Source organism: Maribacter aquimaris, from assembly GCF_014596745.1.
GTDB classification, from domain to species: Bacteria; Bacteroidota; Bacteroidia; order Flavobacteriales; family Flavobacteriaceae; genus Maribacter_A; species Maribacter_A aquimaris.
The window spans coordinates 223,818-246,873 of record NZ_JABTCF010000005.1 but is presented as its reverse complement, the minus strand read 5'-3'; the positions used below and the strand labels follow the sequence as shown (position 1 = coordinate 246,873).

Below are 23,056 nucleotides of genomic sequence, written 5' to 3'. Positions count from 1 at the left end.
ACAGATGTTACTGATCTACACCCATAGAATAACACCAAGGTTTAGTTACATCATGCGTCAGGTGTTTACCCGGATCTTGGGGATAAAAGTGTCGTACACGACCAAGGTCGAGGATTTCATAAAACATACCGGGGCAAAAATAACCTATACGAAACAACCTTTGCAGAACGAGTTCTTCGTAAGAAGCAATGATTTGCTCTTTGAACAGGGGATCAATGATATCCAAATCAATGTGGCGGATTGGGAAGGCGTGCCCTGTTTTTTTACTACGAGTGAAAACAGTGCCTTGCCTTTTGATATTTTTTCCGCGAGTTTTTATTTGCTTTCCCGTTATGAGGAATATCTTCCACATGTAAAGGATATACACGGTAGATTTTCCCCAAAGGATAGTGTTGCTTACCAGAATGATTTTTTGACATTACCGGTAGTCGATATCTGGGCCAATAAATTGTTGGATAGATTACTGGAGCGATTTCCCGATATGGAGGTCAAGAAACCTATTTACAAGTACACTTCGATCATTGATGTGAACACATCACATTGTTTTGCACACCGGGGATTCACACGAAGTCTTGCCGGTTTTCTTCTCGATTTGGTGAATCTCAAGTTTAAACGTTTGTTCGAAAGGGTTGTGGTGTGGTTCAACCCACAAAAGGATCCCTATGATAATTTTGGATTTTTAATAGAAAAAAAGAAGGAATACGATATCAATTGCATGTTCTTTTTTCAGTTTGCCATGTATTCCACTTATGATAAGAATGTGTCTCCCAATAATAACAATTTTCGTTTTTTGATTAAGTCCATAGCGGATTATTGCAAGGTTTCCCTGGCGGCCTCCTATAGCTCGTTCAATGATGTGGAAGTGTTGCGTAGGGAGAAGAAAAACCTTGCTGAAGTAATCAATAGGCAAGTGGAGTATTCAAGAATGCGGTATAATCGGGTAGATGTGCCCCAAACCTATCGAAATTTGGTCGATGCCGAATTTACAGACGACTTTACGATGGGGTATACCCATGAAATAGGATTTAGGGCAGGCACCTCATTTCCATTTTATTTGTACGATATTAATATGGAGTTGCAACAGCCCATAAGGGTACATTCCTTTGCCTTTCATGATTATGCACTTCATGGGGAGGACTCCATCGAAGATATTTTGGATAAGGTAAGATCGTTATACCGGGAAGTGAAGAAAGTAAATGGAAACCTGATATCGGTTTTTTCGAACGAACTTTTAGGAACCGAGCACCATATAGATTGGAAAGCGACCTATGAGGCAATAATCAAGAATTACCATGTATAGTAAAAAGATATCGGATGTGTTTTTTGATTTGGATCATACCCTTTGGGATTTTGAGAAAAACTCTGCACTTACTTTTGAGAAAATCCTGAAAGAACATCATGTTGAGGTCGATTTGCATGATTTTCTCGAAGTCTATATTCCCATAAATCTGGCCTATTGGAAGCTATATCGGGAAGAAAAAATATCGAAATCGGAATTGCGTTACCAACGTTTGAAAACCGTGTTTGATGACCTGGATTATAAGCTTCCGGATTCCCTTATAGATCAATTGGCCATTGATTATATCGAGTACCTGTCTTCATTTAACCATCTTTTCCCCCATGCTCTGGAGGTGTTGGAGTATTTAAAGCCAAAATACAAACTTCATATCATTACCAATGGTTTTGAGGAAGTACAGGAGAAAAAGTTGATAAATTCCAATATTCGGGACTATTTTGATCAGGTGGTCAATTCTGAAATGGCCGGGGTCAAAAAACCGAACCCCCGGATTTTTGAATTGGCATTGGATAGGGCGCATACTACCTCCGAAAGTTCCATGATGATAGGGGATAGTTTGGAGGCGGATATCCTTGGGGCCAAGGCAGTTGGCTTTCATGCGTTGCACTTTAACGCACATAATGAACCAGAGCACGAAATTTGTCAAATGATTCATGATTTAAGTGAAATAAAAAGATATTTGTAGAGTTATCATAGTATAACATTATAAGCTTTTTTATCGCTAAAGGGATGAAGGAATGAAAAGGATTGGAACTTATTTGTGGGTTGTATTCGCAACCCTAATGATTATGTCATGTGTTGAGGAACAGGATTTTGATCAATATGAAGACCTTAGTGTGACCCCGACCTATGAGGCCAGTATACTTTATTTGGAGGTTCCGGAAAGATCGATCAACCAATTGACCGGAACGAATGTCTACTCCCGCGATTTTAATTTTGATGCTTTTTCAGAGGATGTTTTTTCAAAAAGGGTGATTGATGGCGTGCTTACGTATGAGGTCGAGAATACGACAAGCAAACCTTTGGAGGTGAAAATCCAGTTTTTGGATGAGGCAGGAACCGTCTTGGATACCGAACAATTTGTTTTGGGTCCGGAGCCTACTGCGGTTTTGATCAATGAAACCTACTATGGTCCTTATGGTGAGGATATCAATATTATTAAAAATACCTCCAGTATTTTCGTGACTGCCACGAACCTTGGGGATACTTTAAGTACATCCTCCCAGGCAAATCCTATGGTTACCCTTAAGAGTAGCGCTAAATTCAAGGTTCGAATAAAAGAATGATAGCAAGGAAATATTTTATCATAACCGCGTTATGGGCTGGACTATTTGTGCATGCCCAGAACAAACAATTATTATATGATTTCACGGAAGTGCCCCAAGCTTTGATGATCAATCCGGGTATGGAAACCGATTTTTCATGGTATGCCGGGATTCCTGCTTTATCCGGAATTTCGTTTCAAGCCGGATCCAGCGGTATTTCGGTCAATGATATTTTTGCGGATGATGGGCTCAATATCAATGATAAAGTCCGTGATAGGGCCATATACGGAATGTCCGTTCAGGATGAGTTGAGTGGGACCTATCAAGTGGAAATCTTCAATGGGGGGTTCCGGGGCAAGGATCCAAGTGTTTTTTATTCTTTTGGATTGTACAATGAAGGGGATGCCATAGGATATTGGTTCCGGGATTATGCTATTTTAGGTTACGAAGGCAATGCAGATCGACTTAATCAACGATTTGACCTGAGCCATTTGAAGACACGTGGTGAAATGCTCAATGTTTTTCATTTTGGGGTCAACAAGAAAGTAAGCAGTGATCTGATTCTAGGGGCTAGGGGAAAGATTTACTCCAGTATATTCGATTTTAATTCGGTCAATAATGAAGGCTATTTTGTAACCACTGAAGGTCAGAACAATACTTTTGCAAGTACGCTTAATGCTGATTTGGAGCTTAGGACTTCCGGGGTAAATGCCATTGATCATGCCCATGATGATGATAATATACCTGCAACAGTGATCAAAAGGGGGCTTTTTGGAGGTGATCTTGGTTTGGGGGTTGACCTGGGTTTCACCTATTATTTAAATTCCCAGACGGTATTGACCGGTAGCCTATTGGATCTTGGGTTCGTTTATCATGCAAACGATGTTGAGAATTTTGCGTTGCAAGGAAGTGCAACGATTGAAGGCATGGAAATTATATTGCCGGATGCCTTGTCAGATCCCAATCAGGATTTTTGGCAAAATCTTGTGGATGATGTAGAAGGGTTCATTCCTTTTGAGAAGGAAACGACAAGCTATCTCACTTTTAGGCCTACCAAGTTATACGGTTCAATTCGTTATAATTTTGGGGAACCCATGCAGGGTTCTGCACAATGTGATTGTGATTATCGTACGAGTGGCAAAGGCCCCAATACGGTCAAATATCGCAATAGTGTGGGTGGCCAACTTTATGTCATCAATAGGCCCAGAGGTCCCCAAAGTGCCATTACGGCATTTTATCAGCGTAGGTTTGGAAATTTTATGGCCATTAAGACTACCTATACTGCCGATAAATTCACGTTCACCAATATAGGTTTAGGGGCAAGCATCCAGGCCGGACCTGTTAATTTCTATCTCATGGCGGATAATTTACTCGCTTATAGGAATATAGCAGATAGTAATTATACATCTTTCCAATTCGGATTAAATATCATATCTTGGGGTAAGAAATGATAGAACGGATTTCATGAAAAAACTTATCGTATTACTTGTTGTTTTTGGTATATCCTATGGGTATTCCCAAGAAAATTTAAATGCCTATAAATATATCATCGTACCTAAAAAATTCGATGCCTTCAAAAAGGAAAACCAATATAAAACCAGTACGTTGATCAAATATTTATTCACCCAGAATGGTTTTGATGCTGTTTATGATGATGCCTTACCACCTGATCTGGAACGGAATCGTTGTTTGGGATTACAGGTCTTGTTGAATGATGAGTCCTCCATGTTCACCACTAAAACATCGTTGACCTTGAAGGACTGTGCTTCGAAGGAAGTGTTGACGACGATGATGGGAACCAGTAAGAAGAAACAATATGAGAGTTCATATAGGGAAGCATTGACAGAGGCCTTTACAACGATCAAAGCCTCCAATTATACCTATTCACCTTCAGAAACGGAGGAAGTTTCCGTGCCAGTTGTTGTTACGGAGGTTGTTGAAAAGCAAATTGAACCTAAGAACAAGCCTAACGTAGGGGTTGTTCAGCAGGTTGCTACCCCTGAAAACCAAGCGTATGGAAGTAAGGAGCCTGTAGTGTCAAATATTGAACAAGCGGAGCCTGTAGAAGTGGTGGTAATGGCAGAAAAGGAAGATTATTCCGGCATATTGTACGCTCAGGAAATAGAAAACGGTTTTCAGCTGGTAGATAGTACCCCTAAAATTCGTTTAAAGATATATCGAACTTCCATCCCCGATGTTTTTACAGTGGCCAATGAAAAGAATGGTATGGTATTCAAAAAAGAAGGGAAATGGTATTTGGAGTATAATACCAACGGTACCATGACAACTGAGGCATTGAATATAAAATTCTAAAGATCATATTTGCCTTTCCAACGTTTTTTCAAAAAATCATCAATGGCATTTTCCCGTGGGTTTTTACCCGGTTTGTAGAAGCTTGTTCCTTTTAGCTCTTCTGGTAAAAACTCTTCATCCACGAAATTGTTTTCATATTCATGGGCGTACTTGTAATCCTTGCCATAACCCAAATCTTTCATCAATTTGGTCGGTGCGTTACGCAAGGGTAGGGGAACCGATAGGTTGCCTGTCTGTTTAACGGCCTGCTGGGCCGTATTGATGGCCATATAACTGGCATTGCTTTTTGCTGAAGTAGCAAGATAAATGGCACATTGGCTTAGGATTATCCGTGCTTCTGGGTAACCAATGGTCGTTACGGCCTGAAAGGTGTTATTCGCGATAACCAAAGCAGTAGGGTTGGCAAGACCTATATCTTCGGAGGCGGAAATCAACATTCTTCGGGCAATGAACTTGATGTCCTCTCCGCCCTCAATCATTCGCGCCAACCAATACACGGCACCATTGGGGTCGCTTCCCCGAATTGATTTGATAAAGGCTGAGATAATATCATAATGCTGTTCCCCTGTTTTGTCGTAAAGCACGGTATTACTTTGCACTTTACTTAATACCGACTTGTCTGTTATGGTAATGGTGTCGGACTGTTCTGAATTCACCACCAATTCAAAGATGTTCAATAGTTTTCGGCCATCACCACCTGATAATCGCAATAATGCCTCGGTCTCCTTAAGCTTTATTTTCTTTGATTTCAGGAAGGTATCCTGTTGCATGGCTCTTGCCAGAAGGGCTTCTAGGTCTTCTTTGCCAAAGGCGTTCAGAACATACACTTGGCAACGGGACAATAAGGCGGGAATTACTTCAAAACTCGGATTTTCCGTAGTGGCCCCAATGAGGGTTACCCAGCCTTTTTCAACTGCGCCCAATAGGGAGTCCTGTTGTGACTTACTGAATCTGTGGATCTCGTCAATAAATAAGATAGGATTCTTAGACGTGAAGAGTCCACCACTTTGTTTGGCCTTATCAATAACCTCACGAATATCCTTAACGCCACTATTGATGGCGCTCAGGGTATAGAACGGTCTTTTGCTCTCATGGGCTATGATATTGGCCAAGGTGGTCTTTCCGGTTCCTGGAGGCCCCCATAATATTAAGGATGGAATTATTCCTTTTTTAATTTGGTGGGTCAAAGAACCCTGCTCACCGACCAAATGGTTTTGGCTAATATAGTCCTCTAAGGTTTTTGGGCGTACCCTTTCTGCCAATGGTTCATTCATAAGGTAAATTTAAAACAAAGTTGTGATTGAGCCGTTTCTAAGTATATGGTATTGTAAACAAATTAAGGATTGGATAGTGAATAAATGACAATTTAACATGTTTGTGGATTGTGGTAGGTTTTTTGAATATGATGAGGTTATATAGAAGGAATGTCTGATAGTAAATATTTTAAGTTCACCAACTCGGTCGTAGTTGCTCCTTTGGTAGGGGTCATTTTGATATGGGCCGTTTTTTGGTTAGAACTACAGTTACATACCAATTTTAATGAATTTGGGGTATATCCTAGAACCTTGAAAGGCTTGAGGGGGATATTCCTAAGTCCGTTTATCCATGGTTCGGTCGAACATTTGTACAACAATACCATACCGCTGGCCATATTAACGGCATCCTTGTTTTATTTCTACAAGGATATTGCTATTAGGGTGTTGGTATATGGTTTGTTGTTTTCGGGATTGTTTACGTGGTTTGTTGGGCGGTCTTCGTACCATATTGGGGCTAGTGGTATGATTTACGTATTGGCCAGTTTTATATTTTTCAAGGGTATTTTTTCAAAGTACTACAGATTGGTGGCACTTTCACTGGTCGTTGTATTCATCTATGGTAGTCTTTTGTGGTATGTTTTTCCTATTGAGGATGGTATATCCTGGGAAGGACATTTGGGCGGATTCATTGCCGGACTTTTATTGGCTTTTTTCATGAAGGCCAAAACACCCTCGCCTAAAAAGTTCGATTGGGAACATGAGGATTATAATGAGGAGGCCGACGAGTTTTTAAAACATTTTGATGAAGACGGAAATTTTATTGAAACAAAGCCCGAAATAATGGACCAGGGAGATGAACCCATTCGGGTTACCTATCATTACAAGCCGGAAGAAGGAAGGGATGTGACAAAAGATTGATCAATCCATCCTTTGGCGAACCACTTCGTAAAGGAATACACCGCAGGCCACGGAAACATTCAATGATCCTATTTCACCCAGCAATGGAAGCTTGGCGGTTTGGTCGGCTGCTTTGATCACAGAAGGGGAAACACCTTTGTCTTCGGCACCCATTACAATGGCAGTAGGCTCCTTAAAAGAAACATCATAAACGGTGTTGGTGGTTTTTTCAGTGGCAACCGTTACTGAGACTCCGGAAGCTTGAAGATAATAGACGGCATCCTTAATATGGTCTACTTTCGCAATAGGAACTTTAAAGGCTGCACCGGCAGATGTTTTGATGGTGTCGGCAGTCACGGGCGCAGCACCTTTCTTTTGGATAATGATGCCGTCAACACCGGTACATTCAGCGGTCCTGATAATGGCTCCGAAATTACGAACATCGGAAAGTTGGTCGAGCAATAGGAATAGAGGGGCTTCTTTGTTTTCGATTACCTTTTCTACAAGGGTTTCAAGTTCGTAGAAGGTAATCGGTGAAATGTTTGCAATAACCCCTTGGTGGTTGTTTTTGGTAAGTCTGTATAATTTCTCAGGCGGAACATAGGATACATTGATACCGTTTTTTCGAATCAAGCCTTCCAATTCCTTGGATAAATCACCTTTAAGTCCTTTTTGTATAAAGATCTTATCAATGGTCTCACCGGCATTGATCGCTTCGATGATGGCTCTGATACCGTAAATTTGGGTGGGTTTTTCCATGGGGCAAAGGTAAATAAAAAAACCACCTCAATTGAGGTGGTTTTCTTCTAATAATATCAAAAGGATGAAATTAGTTTACATCCCAGAAAATTTTGGTTTCATATTCATTACCACCAATTGCTGAACTTGCTTGGTCATAATTTTCGCCATTGACCAATGGTTCGTCCAATGGGTAAACCAATCTTACTGGTACAGCTAAAGGTGTTCCAGCAGCTTGGTTCAATTGGGGGTAATCCAAAGCTCTCCATGAAGACCAAGCCTCGAAGCCCCTATTGTAAAGCGCCAAGTATTTTTGGGTTCCAATGGATTCTTTCCAATTAGAGGCATCATATGCCACGTCTGCATTTAGGAGATAGGTATCAGCGTCATCAGCCAGGTCCCAAAATTCAAAAGAGGCTCTAATTGCATTTTCGTAATGAACCGAAGCATTGGAAGTGGTTGAATAGCCTCTGGCAGCAGCTTCGGCCAAAAGAAACTCTACCTCACTATAATCCATGATTACCCCTGGTAGTTCTGGGTCTAAAAATAACGTACCTATATGGGAAACGGTTCCATAATCCAAAACCAATCCATATTCGCCACCCACGTATTCCCCATCCAAATCTGTGAAATATACGGTTCTTCGTGGATCATCCAAATCATTCATAATATCAACAATGGTGTTTGCCGGTGCAAAATCATCACGGCCACTTTCAACCAAGTCTTCCCATAATGGATTGGTGTTTGGGGAAGCGGATTCGTACATAATGGTAGCGTTGTCATCATTAGAGGTCATTACACCATCGATTATGGCTGCTTCTGCCATGGACTTGGATGTTGTAGGGTCTACATCCGCTAGCCTAATCGCCATTCTAAGTTTAAGGCTATTGGCGAATTTAATCCATTTGGAGATATCACCACTATAGATAAGGTCCCCTCCATAAATATCGTTTGCAGAATCAAATTTTCCTAAGGCTTCATTTATTTGAGAAAGCAAACTGGAATAAATTGTGGCAGCATCATCATATACAGGAGTAACATTTTCTGTATCCAAAGCTTCAGAAAAGGGAACATTACCAAAGGTGTCTACCAAAACTTGAAAAGCGTAAACCTTTAGCGTCATGGCCATGGCAATTTGGTTTTGTCGTGTGGCTTCACCCTCATCAGTAACCTGGACACCTAATTCTTCCAGTGTAAGAATTGAAGAATTCAAATTTCCTAAAGCCCTTGCATATAGGTAATTCCAATGGTTTCCCATTACATCCCTATCGCTAAATTGATAATTAGCCTCTTGGGTATACTGAACCTCTGTCCATTGTTGGGAAAGAAGCCTAAAAGGGTTGAGGTTCGAATTTGTGTTGACCATTTGATCGAACAGCTCTTTTGTGCCGTAAGTAAATGTATATTCGCCGGGAACCTCTGATGGATTCTTTAGGTCAACATTTACATCGGTAATATCGTCATTACAGGACATTAGACCTGTAAAAACCATTAATAGGACAAATATTTTTTTCATGTTGTTTTTTTTAAAAATCAATTTTTAAGTTGAAACCATATTCCTTAACCGACGGATATGCTCCGGATTGATATGCTTGGACATTTCCTGAACTTAAAGCATCTTCTGGGTCGGCCATAGGTAGGTTTTTGTGGATAATCCATAAGTTTCTGCCTATTAGACTACATGATACATCAAGTTTGTTAAATAACTTTTCAGGGAATTTATAAGTTAAGGTAGCTTCTCTCAATTTAACATAGGAAGCATCGTAGACATACTCCTCGTTAGGGAAGTCACCTTGGTAATAACCGTAGACAAAACTTGTTGCGCCATCACCGGTATCCAATCTAATGTCATTTTCGGTCCCATCGGGTTTTACCCCTGGTAAGATTACACCACCACCTTCTTCTAATGATGCTCTTTGTGGGTTTCCAAGATCATTTAGACCTGCTGTATTAGGATAAAGCCCAGAGCCCTGTCCATACCATTGATCCAAGGAAAATACGTCTCCCCCTTGCTTAATATCGATTAAGAAAGAAAAAGATAGGTTCTTGTAGGTAAATTGGTTGGTGATTCCTCCCATCCAATCGGCATTGGCATCACCGATTACTTGGTTGTCTACAATTTGGTAGCCCCCTGTATCCGTATCAATAAGTTTGTTTCCATTCTCGTCCCTATCATACGCAGAGCCTCTAATTGTTCCATAAGGTTGACCTACTGTGGCATTGATGGATACACCACCCTGTAGGCTAGCAATAACCAAGTTCGTGTTATCCTCAAATAAACTGTTGACGGTGTTCTCGTTTTTCGACCAGTTTAAAATCATATTCCATTTAAAGTCATTGGTTTGAATTGGAACAAAGTTGGCTGAAACTTCAAAACCTTCATTGGTGATCTTACCTGTGTTAAAGTATTTGTAATATCCACCCGATGCAGTAGAAATGGAAACAGGCACAATTAAGTCGTCACTTTCGGTGTTATAGTACGAAAAGTCAAAACCAACTCTGTTTTGTAAAAATCGCATTTCCAAACCAGCTTCATAAGAACGGGTTCTTTCCGGTTTTAAATCTGCATTGTTGTACGTCGTCGGATTTCTGAATAAGGAAGAACCACCGAAAGGAGCTTCTGCAATATAGACATTTTGAAGGCTTAAGGTGGGGGCACTAGATCCTACTTCCGCATAGTTCAAACGTAATTTACCTAGGCTCATCCAATCTTTATCAACTAATTTAGAGAATAAAAAACTGGTAGATACGGAAGGATAGAAATAAGAGTTGTCTCCGTCAGGTAAAGTTGAAGAGACATCGTTTCTACCACTAACATCTAAATATAACATGTCTTTGTATCCTAATGAGGCACTGGCGAATATACCATAGACCTTTTCAGTAGTTTCAGTTTCGTCTGGTGACTCGATAAGGTTCACTGAATTGGATAAAGCATAGACATTGGGGATTACCAGTCCTCCATTCGTGATGGCCCGTATGCTATTGATTTTAGTCTGTCTATAGTTGGCGCCCAATAAACCTGTAATATTAAAATTATCGCCAAAATGTTTATTGGCAGTTGCAAGGAAATCGTAATTAAACTCTGAAAAATTGTAATTATATCTTTCATAGGCAGGTATATCGTGACTGCCTACGGCAACGAATTCTTCTTGAATAGAAGCATAGGTGTCTACTGAGGCCCGAGCGGTTAGATTTAACCAGTCATAAGCATCATAGCTTAAAGCGCCACTTCCTATAAAGCGATTTCTTGTGTCTTTGGAAGCATTTTCATATCTTGTCCAATAAGGGTTGTCCCAATAGGCTGGGGTTAAATCCATTTCGTCGGTGTCTGCGTCATAGCCATTGAGATTCCAAGTAATGTTTTCTCCAGTTGAGGAATAAGCATTTTTAAGGTCTTTTAGATCTGCATTAGTGGCCCACCATTGTCTAAAATTCCCCATAAGGTTGTTATCATTATAACCAGTACCGTAACGACCGGTACCATCAGTTTTAATAAAGTTTCCTCTAAATGAAGCTTTTAATTTATCTGATAGGTCAAAGTCGGAATTCAAGAACATGGAATTCCTTCTGATCAAACTATTGGGAAGTATTCCTTCTTGTTGTAGGTTTCCAAACCCTCCTCTGAAACTATATCCTTCACCTCCACCAGAAACAGCAATGTTGTTTTCATAAGTGGCCGAATTTTGGAAAAAATAAGAAGGATCATTATCTGCATATTTATACTCCGTTAAGGTCTTGTAGTTGCTTAACTGAGGGTAGTAAGCATCCCATTGGTAGATTTGTTGACCATTGAATGCTTCCCCTATACTGGCGTCATGTTGGGTGTATGTGGTGTTATCCAGTACTCCGTCACCATCGACATCAACTTGGCGGAAGTTATTTTCACGGCCTAGATTTTTAGTGAAATAGTTTCCATAATAGCCCTGGCCATATTCTTTTTGGTATTCGGCAAAGGTTGATTTATCATATTTACCAATGGTTACGGATGAATTGATTGTAATGCCTAATTTATCTCCAGATTTACCTTTTTTAGTGGTAATCACGATAGCTCCGGTACTAGCCCTTGAACCGTAAAGTGCAGTTGCGGCTGCACCTTTAAGAACGGTGACCGATTCAATGTCGGACGGGTTGATGTCAGAAGCAGCGTTACCAAAATCATAACCTCCAGCACCTGTCTTTTGATCAGTTGTGTTTGTATTACTGTTGGAAATTGGTACCCCGTCAACCACGAACAACGCTTGGTTGTTTCCTGTCAAAGAAGTTGCGCCGCGAATTATGATATTCGAAGACCCTCCCATATTGTTACTTTTTCTAATGCTTAACCCGGAAACCTTCCCAGAAAGGTTGTTTATGAAGTTCGCATCGGATGAGGACTGAACTTCAGAGTTGTCCAATTCTTGTGTGGCATAACCGAGCGATTTTTTTTCTCTGGAAATACCTAAGGCCGTTACAACGACTTCATCCAAGGCTTGCGCATCTTCCTTCATTTGAAGATTGATGGTATTGGAGCTGCCAACCGTTCTTGTCGCTTCTTTGAACCCAATGTAGGTAAAAACCAATGTTTGGCCTACACTTGCCTTAAGATCATAATTACCATCAAAGTCGGTTTGGGTACCATGAGTGGTGTTTTGAATTAAAATGTTGACTCCTGGCAACGGAAGACCATCCGGGTCTGTAACATTACCGGAAATCGATTTTTCCTGTGCAAACGAAATGTGCACAACGAACGCTAATAATAGCGTGAAGATTCCACTTAATTTTGTTTTCATTTCTCTATAATTATTTGATTTAGCAAAGGCAAAATTCACAATTTCATGTTAATAATCCAATAAATGTTAGCTAAACTTTAAGGAATTGTTGTAAAAATTATAACAACTGCAGTAGAATGTGTTTTGTGTTACGGTATTGTTATTAAAAATTAAAAACAGTGAATATAATAAAAAAAATACTATGATAAATTGTGGATATGGACAGTATGTTAAATTATATCGACGAAAAAGTAAGAATATGATAATGTTAAAAATGACAAAAATAGCGCGATTTAACATAAAACATTAAAAAAAAGCAATAAAATAGATTTTCGGGTTCAGAAAAATTACAATAGTGGCATGGTTGTTGAAATAAATTGAATTCGGGTATTCAAAGGTCATGGAATATTCAATATCAAGTGGTTTTTGTTACGTTCTATTTTTTTTGTTTTTTCCTTTTAAATCTAAACGTGATTTTAAGTCGATTCTAAGTTGTTGATATTCAAAAATTAAGTGGCTTAAAACTTATTTGTGACCTATAATCGCCATTGGGCGATTCTTTTATTTTAAATCGTTTTTTCGGTTATCGTCATCAATTTGAGAGGTTGTGTTTTAAGTAACTGGAATTGCCTCATATAATTTATAAATCTCCCTTTTTAATAATTCGAGTTTGATTTTAATACGAATATTCTGACTTTTCGATTCTAAAAAGGCCTGATGGCAACCTTTATTGTGATGGGTTTTATTCAAAATGTAATAGGTAATTAGTAGTGTTGGGATTATAGTTGAGGAAAAATAATTGGCCCTGCTAGAATGCCTTTTAGATGATATCAAGCTTTATTTAAAGTGGTATTCATTCTTTCATTACATCTTTGTGGACTTGAAATATGATTGGTTTCGCTTAATTTGGGAACTTGGCTTTTTTAGATTTATAGCTTCTTTTACGCTATTGAAGGTTGTTTAGAATGGTTTATTCGGGTTGCTTAGGCCTTAAGTAAAAAGCAATAAAAAACCACCTTATCCAAGGTGGTTTTTGTAAATAAAATAAAGGTAATTTGGTTATTCAGCGCATAAAATCACCGTTAAGGGGCCCGATACGGCTTCACCTGGTCCGGATGCCAATAGTAGCTCGTCATTAGGGCCGTAAATTTCAAAACTGATTTCACCATATTGGTCCCCTGGGAATTGCCATATGGCTATGGCTGTTCCTTCCGGGATAGTTACCGTGTCAATACCATCGGTATAATCCCCTACACAATTATAAGGGCTATCTACATACGGATTGCACAGTCCAACTTCTGCTGTAAGTTCACCATCCAAAATCAATTGGATTCCGTTTCCACCGTTGTCATCATTAGTCTGCCATCCATCATCATACGCATCATGCATTTCAATTCTATAGACCCCAGGTTGTGGTGCGCAAGTCACAGGATAGGCAAGGAAATAATTATTGTCTCCAATTTGATTGAAATCAGCGGCGTAGTAATTCGGTTCTCCTTTAGTATTTAGGGTTTCCAAGACTGTGCCATCTTTCATGGTGAATGCGGCATAGAAAAATATGTTATCCCCGGCATTCATATCGGATACGGAATTGATCTCGGTAAAGGCACTTATGACTTCGGATCCCGTAAGCACATAGTCTTTTGGGAAACTGCCTACATTGGCATCGATGGTTACAGGCCCGTAGAACTCCCCACCAAAAGTTTTGTAGAGTGCTTTTAAATCAAAGGATTCTGGGTCGCCGAAACTTAAATCCACGCTGAACTTAAGTTCGGTATTGGCAAAAGTGCTATTAATAATGAATTCAGGGCTCCCGTTTGCCAAGGTGAGATTGGTTAATGCCCCTTTGCTTAAGTTTTTCGATGAAGTTCCCCCATCGTCATCACAGGATATGTTGAGCGCAAATAGGGCTAAAAGGAGACTTAAAATATATAGATTTTTCATTATGAGGTTTTTATGGATTAATTGTCCCAAAATATTTTATAGGCGGTTGCATCTTTTTGGGCAGGTGCGTTTTCATTGACGTTCAATTCGGATTGTGGCCAGAATAAGGAGGCCTGAAAGGGTCTTGTCAATGTGGTTTCACTATCGATCAAGGGCCAGTCGTCCCCATTGTCCAATTGGTATTCCGGGGAGGTGCCAAGTGGGTCTGCCAATATAGGAAACCCTGTTCTCCTGTAATCATTGTACTGATCAAATGGGTCGCCAAAAGTAGACACCCATTTTTGGGTCATGATAATCTCCATTTTCTTGGTTGCGGAAGCAGCATCGAATTCTGTCAGAATTCCTGTGATAAAATCATCTACGGCAGTGGACCCAATAAGTTTAGGTACTGTTTGCGTGGTTTCGGAATTTGCGACTACATCATCCACTTTCTTGAATGCCGCGGTCATAGCCTCTTCCAAAGTGGCTCTAGCATCACCTGGGATTACCTCGGCTTGTATTAATTCGGCCATGATAAACAAAGATTCGTGATAGGTCAGCAATCTATGGGGGGCAGCACCGGTCCCAGCGTCAACATCGGCATCACCACCTAAACCATCGTCATATCTTCCCCCGCAAGGGTATATTCCTGGGTAGGTAGATGATTTTCTACTGGAAAAGTCCCTGTTTGGACCCACACTTCCAAATCTAATGGAATGAAAACCAGTGCTTCTGTCCCAGTAATCGGCTTTTGGGTCACCTGTTTCAGGGTCTCCGGCATCGGGGGGTAATTGGCCAGGGGTTAGTTGATTGAAGAAATAATAAGGAAGCCTGGGGTCTTCAATGCCATTGTGTATGCTGGGGTTCCATCCTTTTAGGATTTCGTAGAACCATGGACTGGCATAGTGGGTGGTTTGTCCTGTTAAATAAGACGCCCTAAAAAGTGGGTTTCTTTCCTCTGCAGGTGATTGTGTGGTGGAATAAGGAAATTCAAAATCATCATTGCTGCTCTCCATGAAATTGTTGGCCGCTAGTAAGGTATTTAGTTTGCTTGCATCGAACATCGGGGATAACCGAATCTCATTATACAATTTTAATTTTAGGGTGTTAACGAATTTGTTCCACTGGGGGATACTTCCGTTATAAAATAAATCCTGTGTGTCGGGATTCGATCCTTGTCCACTATTGATATTGGCGAGACCTTCATCAATTAGTGAAAGGGCACTCGCATAAATGGAGTTTTGGTCATCGAATACTGGACTAACTGTTCCTGAGGCCAGTTTGGAAGCTTCAGAAAAGGGGGCATCGCCCCAAATATCGGCAATAATGGTTGCGGTGTATCCTTTGAGGACCTTGGCCATACCAACAATGATCATTTCGTTTTCAGTGGTACCTTGTTCAATGATGATATCTGCCTCGGTTATTATAGAGTACGCATCGTCCCATGAATTATGGATATTGGCATTGTCTGGCTTAGTGCCGTATTGATCCTGTTCCTCCCTGGATGTAAGTTGATGTACATAGGTAGAAAGCACCTCGGCCATATACAACCTAAATTCGGTAATGCTGTTGAAGTTTCTCTGTGTGTCCGTCAAAAGTTGGTCCAAGGGAGCAACCGTTGGATTGTTCGGATCTGTATTTACATCCAAATAGTCACTACAATTGCAGAGCAGTAAAGACGCCAATACTACGATGAGCAGGCTGGGGTTCTTCAGATTGATTTTAAATATATTTTTCATGCTTTTTTTATTAGAATTTTATATTTAGTTTAAATCCATATCTTTTTGAACTTGGTGCGGATTGGACTTCAATACCCTGTAGGTTGCCAGACCCATATGCATTTACATCAGGGTCAAAATTAGTGTACTTGGGTATGTTGGGGGCATAAAACCAAAGGTTGTTCCCTACCAATGAAAAAGTCATGGATCCAATAAAGGTGTTTTCTAAATACGCTTTTGGAATGTCATAGGTCAATGAAATTTCCCTTAACCTAAATACGGTGCCATCATAAATAGAGGCTTCATCAACGGAGTTGATTGCGAAAGTGTTACTATTGGTTGTAGGGGAGAAATACAGGTTGTTCATTGTTAATTGGGTAGTATTCGGAATTTTATTTCCCGACCCGTCAAGAATGGCTTCCCCTGTAGTGGGGTTTCCGTAAACTCCTGGAATGATAAAGGTGCCTTCCCGGTCCTCGGTGTCCTTAGTGACACCTCTTCCTAAAAGGGAACCGATTGTTGTAGAGGAAATGTCCCCTCCTTCTTTCCAGTCAAACTGAGCCTGTAGGCTTACTGTTTTGTACTTCAATGTGTTGGTGAAGCCTACTTTGAAATCAGGATTGGGGTCACCTATTACTTGATTTTCCAAAGCCTGAAGGATACCACCAGCCCCTTCTTCGATCAAATAATTCCCTTCATCATCCCTTGCGAAAGCGGAACCGTAAAATACACCAAAGGGTTGGCCTTCGTCAACAAAGGCAATCTCGTTTACGTTGATTGGAAATCGATCAAGGCCTTCAATCAATTTGTTTACCATGTTCTTGTTTTTGGTAAATGATGTGAAAGTCGACCATTTGAAGTTCTCGGTTCGAATGGGAATCAGTTTTAGACCAATTTCAATACCCGTATTTTCCATTTCACCGATATTCGTCAGAAGGGAGGAATAGCCTGAAGAGGTTGGAACATTTACTTCGGAAATAAGGTCTGTTGTGGTTTTCTTGTACCACGTAAAATCGACAATGGCTCTTTTCTTAAACAATTCCAAGTCAAAACCTACTTCGAATTCTTCAGTATTCTCTGGTTTTAAATCAGGGTTACCCAGTGTATACGGTACGTATACGGAGGGTTGTTCGGCATACACTGTTCCAACACTAAATATTTTGTTTATTTGGTAGGGGTCTGCGTCCCTGCTCACATTGGCCCAGCCACCTCTGATCTTACCGTAACTAAGAATGTCATTCTCTATTCCAAAAGCCTCTGTGAATATAAAGGAGGAAGAAACAGATGGGTATAGGAAGCTGTTGTTGGACTTAGGAAGTGTGGAAGACCAGTCGTTCCTTGCGGTAGTATTTAGGAAAAGATATTTTTTGTAGGATAATCCCAAATCACCAAATACACCCACAATTCTTTTTCTTTTGGTCAAATCGTAATCGGATACCACATTAGCTGTGTTATTGATGGTAAAGATATCATCTGCAATGAGGTTCGTTCCTGTGTATCCTACGCGATGGCTTGAAATTTGGTTTACGTTATTTCCTACCAAAAAGTTCATGTTCAGGTCTTCGGTCAAATCATAATTGAAGGTAACTACGAAGGTCGATTCAATTTCTTCACTGCCATAGTCGTCAGTTATGACCCTACCTGTACCTGAAGCGGCTCTAGAGCCTTTATCGGTTATTTCTATACGGGCTAAATCGTATTTGTTGATACCGAGTTGGTATCTGGCATTGATATGTTCGTTAAAGTCGTATGCGAAATTTATATTGGCAACGGTCCTGTTTACACTGGTCCTAATTTGGTTATGTTTCCAAGACCATAGGGGGTGGTCCCAACCATCATTCGGGGCTACCGGTGCTCCATTGGCATCTTCGTAAGGAAGGCTTAGGTCCCATGTTCTACCGAGTACCAGTGTTCTGGCGAAAGAGGAAGCGGCACCGGAGTATTGGTTTTCCCCAAGGAAAGGGCCTACCTGGTAGCTGTCTGAATAACTTATGTTGGCCCCCACCTGTAGGCCATTCTCCAATTTGAAATTACCCCCAGTGGAAATATTGGTCCTTTTATAGGAGTTATACGGAATATATCCCTGCTGGTCCAAATTGGAAAAAGTAAGGTTGAAATTGGAATTTTCGTTGGCAGAACTAATATTTATTGAATTATCTGCTACAAACCCGGTTTTAAATAGGTCCCTTACGTTATTTGGTTGTGCAATATAGGGCACGGTAGGTCCAAATTGATCGGGAAACGCCTTAAGTAAATTTGGCCATGTCGGTATGGTTTCCATGGAATCGAATCTTGCCCCCCAAGAACCATTCGCATTACTATAGTTGAAATTGGAACCGTTTCCATAGGTATTTTGGTAATCTGGAAGATTGGCAATTTGTTCGAAATATACACCAGTGTTCAGTGATACTTCCATTTTTTTATTTGACAATCCACCTGATTTTCCAGATTTGGTGGTAACGACAATGACACCGTTTACGGCCCTTGAACCGTAGAGTGCCGCGGCTACCGCTCCTTTTAGGACCTCTATATTGGCGATGTCATTGGGGTCTAAGGATGAAATACCGGTTTCATAACCGCCGCCGCCAGTGACTTGACTGGAAGTAGTTATTTGGTCGTTACTGTAGGGGGTTCCGTCAACAACAAAGAGAGGTTGGTTGCCTCCTTGGAACGAAGTAGTACCCCTTATGCTTATTTTGTTGGAGGCACCGGCAACACCAGTGGATACATTGACGTTAACCCCAGGCACTTTGCCGTTAAGTGATTTTATTAAATCCGGTTCAGAGTTTTTTGTGATGGCATCTGCTTCGACCGACTTCACCGAATAACCTAGTGATCTCGGGTTTCTTTTAATACCTAAAGCCGTTACGACAACTTCATCCAGTGCTTGTGCGTCTTCCTCCATTTGTATGTTGATTGTACTTGAGGTTCCAACTACTATAGAAGTGTTTTTAAAACCGAGGTAGGAGAATAAAACTGTCTGTCCTACATCAGCCTGTAGGGTGTAATTGCCGTCAAAGTCGGTTTGGGTACCTTGTGTGGTGTTTTGGATTAGAATGTTGACGCCTGGTAACGGAATACCGGATTGATCTGTTACAGTACCGGAAATCATTTTTTCTTGTGCAAATGATATGTGCACAATAAACGCTAATAAAAGCGTAAGGATTCCACTAAGATTTGTTTTCATTGCTCGGGTGATTATTTGATTTAGTAGGTGCAAAATTCACTATTTCATGTTGGCCATCCAATTAATGTTAAGGGTTTTTTAAGAAAATAGACTTAAAAAAATAACAAAAACCAATAAAAAAGTTATAAAAAGTTATAAAAAGTGTAGAAACATTACAAAATATGATAAACGTAATAAAAAGGTGAAAAAAATAAGAATATGGAAAATAAATTATTTCAAAAAGCTGTTCAAATAAGGATATGAAAATTTACAACGAGGAATAATCCAATAAATTAAGGAAAAACACAAATAAAACTTAAGGAAAAGGACTTGTTAATGAATATAATGTCCAATTAAGGCATGGTTATTGTTAAAATTTCGAATTTTTCTGATAAATCGTAAGGTGTCAATAATCGATTTCTTCTTTTAAGGTTCTTTTTGGGGATTTCCAACCAAGAAAGGTTATAATTTTGGGGGTCTCGAATACTAAGGAAATGGACTCTTTTTGGAATTTATAAGTGTTGTTTTTTTTGGTCTAGCATTATTGGTGTGCTGGGTTGTTTACAAAGGACTGTTTTTTGTTAGTTTGAATAATAACTGTTGGGTTTTGCAAGTAAGTTTAATTGGAATCTAGGTTGTTGTATTTTGTAGGAAAAAATTTCGATACAATGGTTTTTCGTTGGTTTAGGTTGTTTTCTGGCTGTTTTCAGCTCTTGGAAGTAAGGTATGGATTGGAATCTTTGGATTATACTTATAATTTCACGTGAAGGCCCCATAGGTGTGTTACGTTCACCAATCTCCCTTTGTTTGTCAAAGTGTATTTGCTGAAAGTTGTAAGAGGACTGTGTGTATGTCGGTTTGAGCAGTCGTTTAGGCTGGAATAGGATTCTCGAATTCTAGTTCAGGTGAATAAAGGAACATGGCTTCTTTTCCTTTAGAAGTACTTTTAAATTTATTATGGGACTGTTTGTCTTAATAAGTGTGTATAAAGCTTTCTAAAGATTAAGCTTTGTTTGCTGCCCTGGAAACTTTTTAGGGGTTTTTGTGTGTGAATGGCGGGAACGCTCGTCTTTTGTATAGGTCGTCCCTCTTGGGGCCTTGTAGGCGTTTTTTTAGTTGTTGTTTTGACATTGAAGGGAGCTTGGGGTTATTCTGTTTGTCGATAACGGAAAAAAAAGGATGTTAAATCAAATTTTTAATACAAAAACCTGTAATGGATTTTTGATTGATTTTATATGCCTTGTAAATGGTTTAAGTTTTGGGAAAGTATTATGGGTTATGGTTACTTTTTTTGGTGTACGATGTAAAACAGTATATGATTTGAGTTTCCTTAATCTGGTAGTAGGGTATAGAAAAAGGGGCATTAAATTTAATTAATGCCCCTTGGTCTTTATTAAGAATGTAAAATAAACTTAGTTCATTGTAAAAGTACCTCCTAAGGTCTCTGATGCTAAATAGGTAGGATAATATTGTTTTCCAAGACCAGCAGTATCACCAACATAATAAATATCGTAATCAATTATTAATGTTGGTTTGGCATCACAATTCGTCCACTTTCCAGTGCCGGCAATTTCGTAGTCATACGGAGCGCCATCATAGGTTGTGGTGTAGATGTATTGTCTCGGAATTGTTATGCCACCGTTTCCAGCAACTTCAGCAGAGATTGCTTCACTGGCAATTACGGGTTCACCCCAGAAGCCTTCGATGAATGAAACTCCCAGTCCGGAAATCATAAGGGTCTCCCCATCTGCAACAGCGGTAATGCCATCACCATAGCCGTTAAGGTCACTGGTGGCAGTGTAGGTGCCTTCCAAATCAGCAGCTCCGTTTTCCAAAGGACAAAAAGCTATTCGTGACAGGGTGTAATTCAATTGGGTCCCAGCAGTTGCCGTATTGGCGCCTGCGTCCACGTTCATAATCAAATCCAAAGGTTCACCAACCGGCATTAATTCCGTATTGGTGGTTAGTATAACAGACCCAGCTGCAGAACCCGCAGGAATGGTAATCGATGTAGCGGATAAATCATACATGCTTTCATCGATTGTTGACGCAGGGTCAAGGGTTACGTTAATAGTAATATCCTGAGCCTGTGGTAATCCCAATAAACCAACAATTACAGTGGTTTCTATGTCTACTAAATCCCCTGATTCAGAAACGCCTGATTCTAAACTTTTGGAAGCATCCTTAAATTGAACATAATAAGTGGCATCTGGATCTGGACTATTTGATAGCGCTTCGAAATTATCGGTATCCCAATCACATGATACGAGGAGAACCGCTGAAACTGCTACAAAAGCAAAACGTTTTATTATTTTTTTCATCATTTTTTTAGTTTTTAAAGATTATTGATCCCACCAAACTTTGGTTAATAGTGTAACAGAAGGTACATTTTGGGAGTTATAGTCCAATTCGGATTGTGGGTAAGGAAATCTTAACGGGATTTCGCTAAGAACTGCATCCGATGCCAAAGTTAGGGTTGGAAGACCTGTTCTTCTGTAATCTGCATAGGGTTGGTTGGTGGCAGCGCCATCAATATATTTCTGGATCATTAATTTTGCCAAGGTAACAGGATCGCCATTGATATTGGCATCCAACCAAGCTGTGTTGGCATCACCAGTCACTCGCAATACTGATGCGGCTACGGCTTCTTCATATGCTTCTTGGGCACCTGCTTGGCCAAGACCCAATCTAGCCTCTGCTTCGATGAATTTCAATTCGGAGAAGGTCATCAACTTGGTTGGGGCATCAGAGCCCGCAAGATTAGAACCTGGGTGGGAAGCCTTTGCGTTCTGTGCTCTAAGGGCGCTTCCTATATAATTGCCGTCATCGTCTTTTTCTGCATAAAAGGGTAATCTTGGATCGTCAGTAGCCAATAACAAGTCGATTAAATAGGCTCCCATTCTAATATCCGTCCTTTCATCCATAAATTGGTAGATAGGGTTTTTGTTTGCTTCTTCCCATGGAACCAACATATCATCATCATTGGAAGTGAATCCATTGGCAACAGCGGCCAAAGCAGCCGTATAGGCAGCGTTGCCATTTTTGGCAGATAATTGGATTGCGTGTCTGGCTTTGATGGAATTGGCTGCTTTTATCCATTTGTCAATATCACCGTCGTAAATCACATCTCCTTCAACATCGATGACGTTGGTGGCGTTATTTAAATTAACGATCGCTTGATTTAGAAGCGTATTGACCGTTCCGTATAGGGATTCCTGCGTGTCGTATACAGGGCTATAAATAAGTTCCCCTCCTTTAAAGGCTTCTGTATAGGGCATGTCCCCGAATAAATCGGTGCCAATACCTAAGGTAGTAGCCATAAGGACTTCAGCAACACCCTCAAAATGAGGAGACTCAACGCCTTCATCATTTGCTTTATCAATGATAATACCTAGATTCATCATCATTTCGGTATACATAGGTTCGAAACCGTTGCCAGTATCGGCAGCCGTTATTTGGTATCTTCCTTCGGTAAAGGACTGACGGTCAACCCCCTCGAAAATCTGCATCCAAATATTATTGGTTCTAACCGTGTTGTTCCCAACAAGGTTGAATCCCATGGATTGTTGAACTCCAGGAAGGATTAAGCTCATCGATACATCAGATGGTTTGTCCGGATCAATATTGATGTCGGAATCATTCCACTTCTCGCAAGATATGGTTAGGACAAATACTGACAGAATAAGTACCAGCCCTTTATAAGTTATATTTCTATTTTTTTTCATGATCTATTTT

The 23,056-nt window shown here is 40.2% G+C and carries 15 protein-coding genes; 6 read left to right on the top strand and 9 right to left on the bottom strand.

What is annotated here, in order from left to right; genetic code table 11:
- Positions 1 to 4: 4 nt before the first annotated feature.
- Genes HPE56_RS10345 through HPE56_RS10325 form a run of 5 tightly spaced genes read left to right on the top strand, consistent with a single transcriptional unit; the run spans position 5 to position 4,875 of the window.
- A complete protein-coding gene (locus tag HPE56_RS10345; protein ID WP_188243686.1) occupies positions 5 to 1,300 on the top strand; it encodes a polysaccharide deacetylase family protein in 1,296 nt (431 codons plus the stop codon).
- Positions 1,293 to 1,982 (top strand): YjjG family noncanonical pyrimidine nucleotidase, encoded by a 690-nt coding sequence (locus HPE56_RS10340; RefSeq protein ID WP_188243685.1) that lies wholly within the window; start codon positions 1,293 to 1,295, stop codon positions 1,980 to 1,982. The genes HPE56_RS10345 and HPE56_RS10340 overlap by 8 nt, the downstream gene beginning before the upstream one ends.
- A gap of 52 nt (positions 1,983 to 2,034) precedes the next feature.
- Positions 2,035 to 2,583, top strand: coding sequence for a hypothetical protein (locus tag HPE56_RS10335; RefSeq protein WP_188243684.1), 549 nt, complete (start codon positions 2,035 to 2,037; stop codon positions 2,581 to 2,583).
- Positions 2,580 to 4,013 (top strand): DUF5723 family protein, encoded by a 1,434-nt coding sequence (locus HPE56_RS10330; RefSeq protein ID WP_188243683.1) that lies wholly within the window; start codon positions 2,580 to 2,582, stop codon positions 4,011 to 4,013. Before HPE56_RS10335 ends, HPE56_RS10330 begins: the two co-directional genes overlap by 4 nt.
- 13 nt (positions 4,014 to 4,026) lie before the next feature.
- On the top strand, positions 4,027 to 4,875 hold the full coding sequence (locus tag HPE56_RS10325; RefSeq protein ID WP_188243682.1) for a hypothetical protein: 849 nt from the start codon (positions 4,027 to 4,029) through the stop codon (positions 4,873 to 4,875).
- On the opposite strand, the gene HPE56_RS10320 is transcribed toward HPE56_RS10325, so the two are convergent.
- On the bottom strand, positions 4,872 to 6,149 hold the full coding sequence (locus HPE56_RS10320; RefSeq protein ID WP_188243681.1) for a replication-associated recombination protein A: 1,278 nt from the start codon (positions 6,147 to 6,149) through the stop codon (positions 4,872 to 4,874). The genes HPE56_RS10325 and HPE56_RS10320 overlap by 4 nt on opposite strands.
- A 150-nt stretch (positions 6,150 to 6,299) precedes the next feature.
- On the opposite strand from HPE56_RS10320, the gene HPE56_RS10315 reads away from it, so the two are divergent.
- A complete protein-coding gene (locus HPE56_RS10315) occupies positions 6,300 to 7,049 on the top strand; it encodes a rhomboid family intramembrane serine protease (protein WP_188243680.1) in 750 nt (249 codons plus the stop codon).
- Here HPE56_RS10315 and rlmB read toward each other — a convergent pair whose 3' ends face one another.
- The 8 genes from rlmB to HPE56_RS10275 form a co-directional block, all read right to left on the bottom strand.
- Complete coding sequence (rlmB, locus tag HPE56_RS10310; protein ID WP_188243679.1) at positions 7,050 to 7,787, bottom strand: 23S rRNA (guanosine(2251)-2'-O)-methyltransferase RlmB; 738 nt, start codon at positions 7,785 to 7,787, stop codon at positions 7,050 to 7,052. It lies immediately after the preceding gene.
- A 70-nt stretch (positions 7,788 to 7,857) separates the two neighbouring features.
- Positions 7,858 to 9,282 (bottom strand): SusD/RagB family nutrient-binding outer membrane lipoprotein, encoded by a 1,425-nt coding sequence (locus HPE56_RS10305; RefSeq protein ID WP_188243678.1) that lies wholly within the window; start codon positions 9,280 to 9,282, stop codon positions 7,858 to 7,860.
- Positions 9,283 to 9,292: 10 nt separating this feature from the next.
- Positions 9,293 to 12,535: a SusC/RagA family TonB-linked outer membrane protein gene (locus HPE56_RS10300; RefSeq protein WP_188243677.1), complete on the bottom strand. Its 3,243-nt coding sequence runs from the start codon at positions 12,533 to 12,535 to the stop codon at positions 9,293 to 9,295.
- 1,038 nt (positions 12,536 to 13,573) lie between these two features.
- Positions 13,574 to 14,458, bottom strand: a complete 885-nt coding sequence (locus HPE56_RS10295) for a hypothetical protein (protein ID WP_188243676.1) — start codon at positions 14,456 to 14,458, stop codon at positions 13,574 to 13,576.
- A 17-nt stretch (positions 14,459 to 14,475) separates the two neighbouring features.
- A complete protein-coding gene (locus HPE56_RS10290; protein WP_188243675.1) occupies positions 14,476 to 16,176 on the bottom strand; it encodes a SusD/RagB family nutrient-binding outer membrane lipoprotein in 1,701 nt (566 codons plus the stop codon).
- A 10-nt stretch (positions 16,177 to 16,186) separates the two neighbouring features.
- A complete protein-coding gene (locus HPE56_RS10285) occupies positions 16,187 to 19,342 on the bottom strand; it encodes a SusC/RagA family TonB-linked outer membrane protein (protein ID WP_188243674.1) in 3,156 nt (1,051 codons plus the stop codon).
- A gap of 1,391 nt (positions 19,343 to 20,733) precedes the next feature.
- On the bottom strand, positions 20,734 to 21,645 hold the full coding sequence (locus HPE56_RS10280) for a DUF1735 domain-containing protein (protein ID WP_188243673.1): 912 nt from the start codon (positions 21,643 to 21,645) through the stop codon (positions 20,734 to 20,736).
- A gap of 18 nt (positions 21,646 to 21,663) precedes the next feature.
- Positions 21,664 to 23,046, bottom strand: coding sequence for a SusD/RagB family nutrient-binding outer membrane lipoprotein (locus HPE56_RS10275; protein ID WP_188243672.1), 1,383 nt, complete (start codon positions 23,044 to 23,046; stop codon positions 21,664 to 21,666).
- Positions 23,047 to 23,056 lie beyond the last annotated feature (10 nt).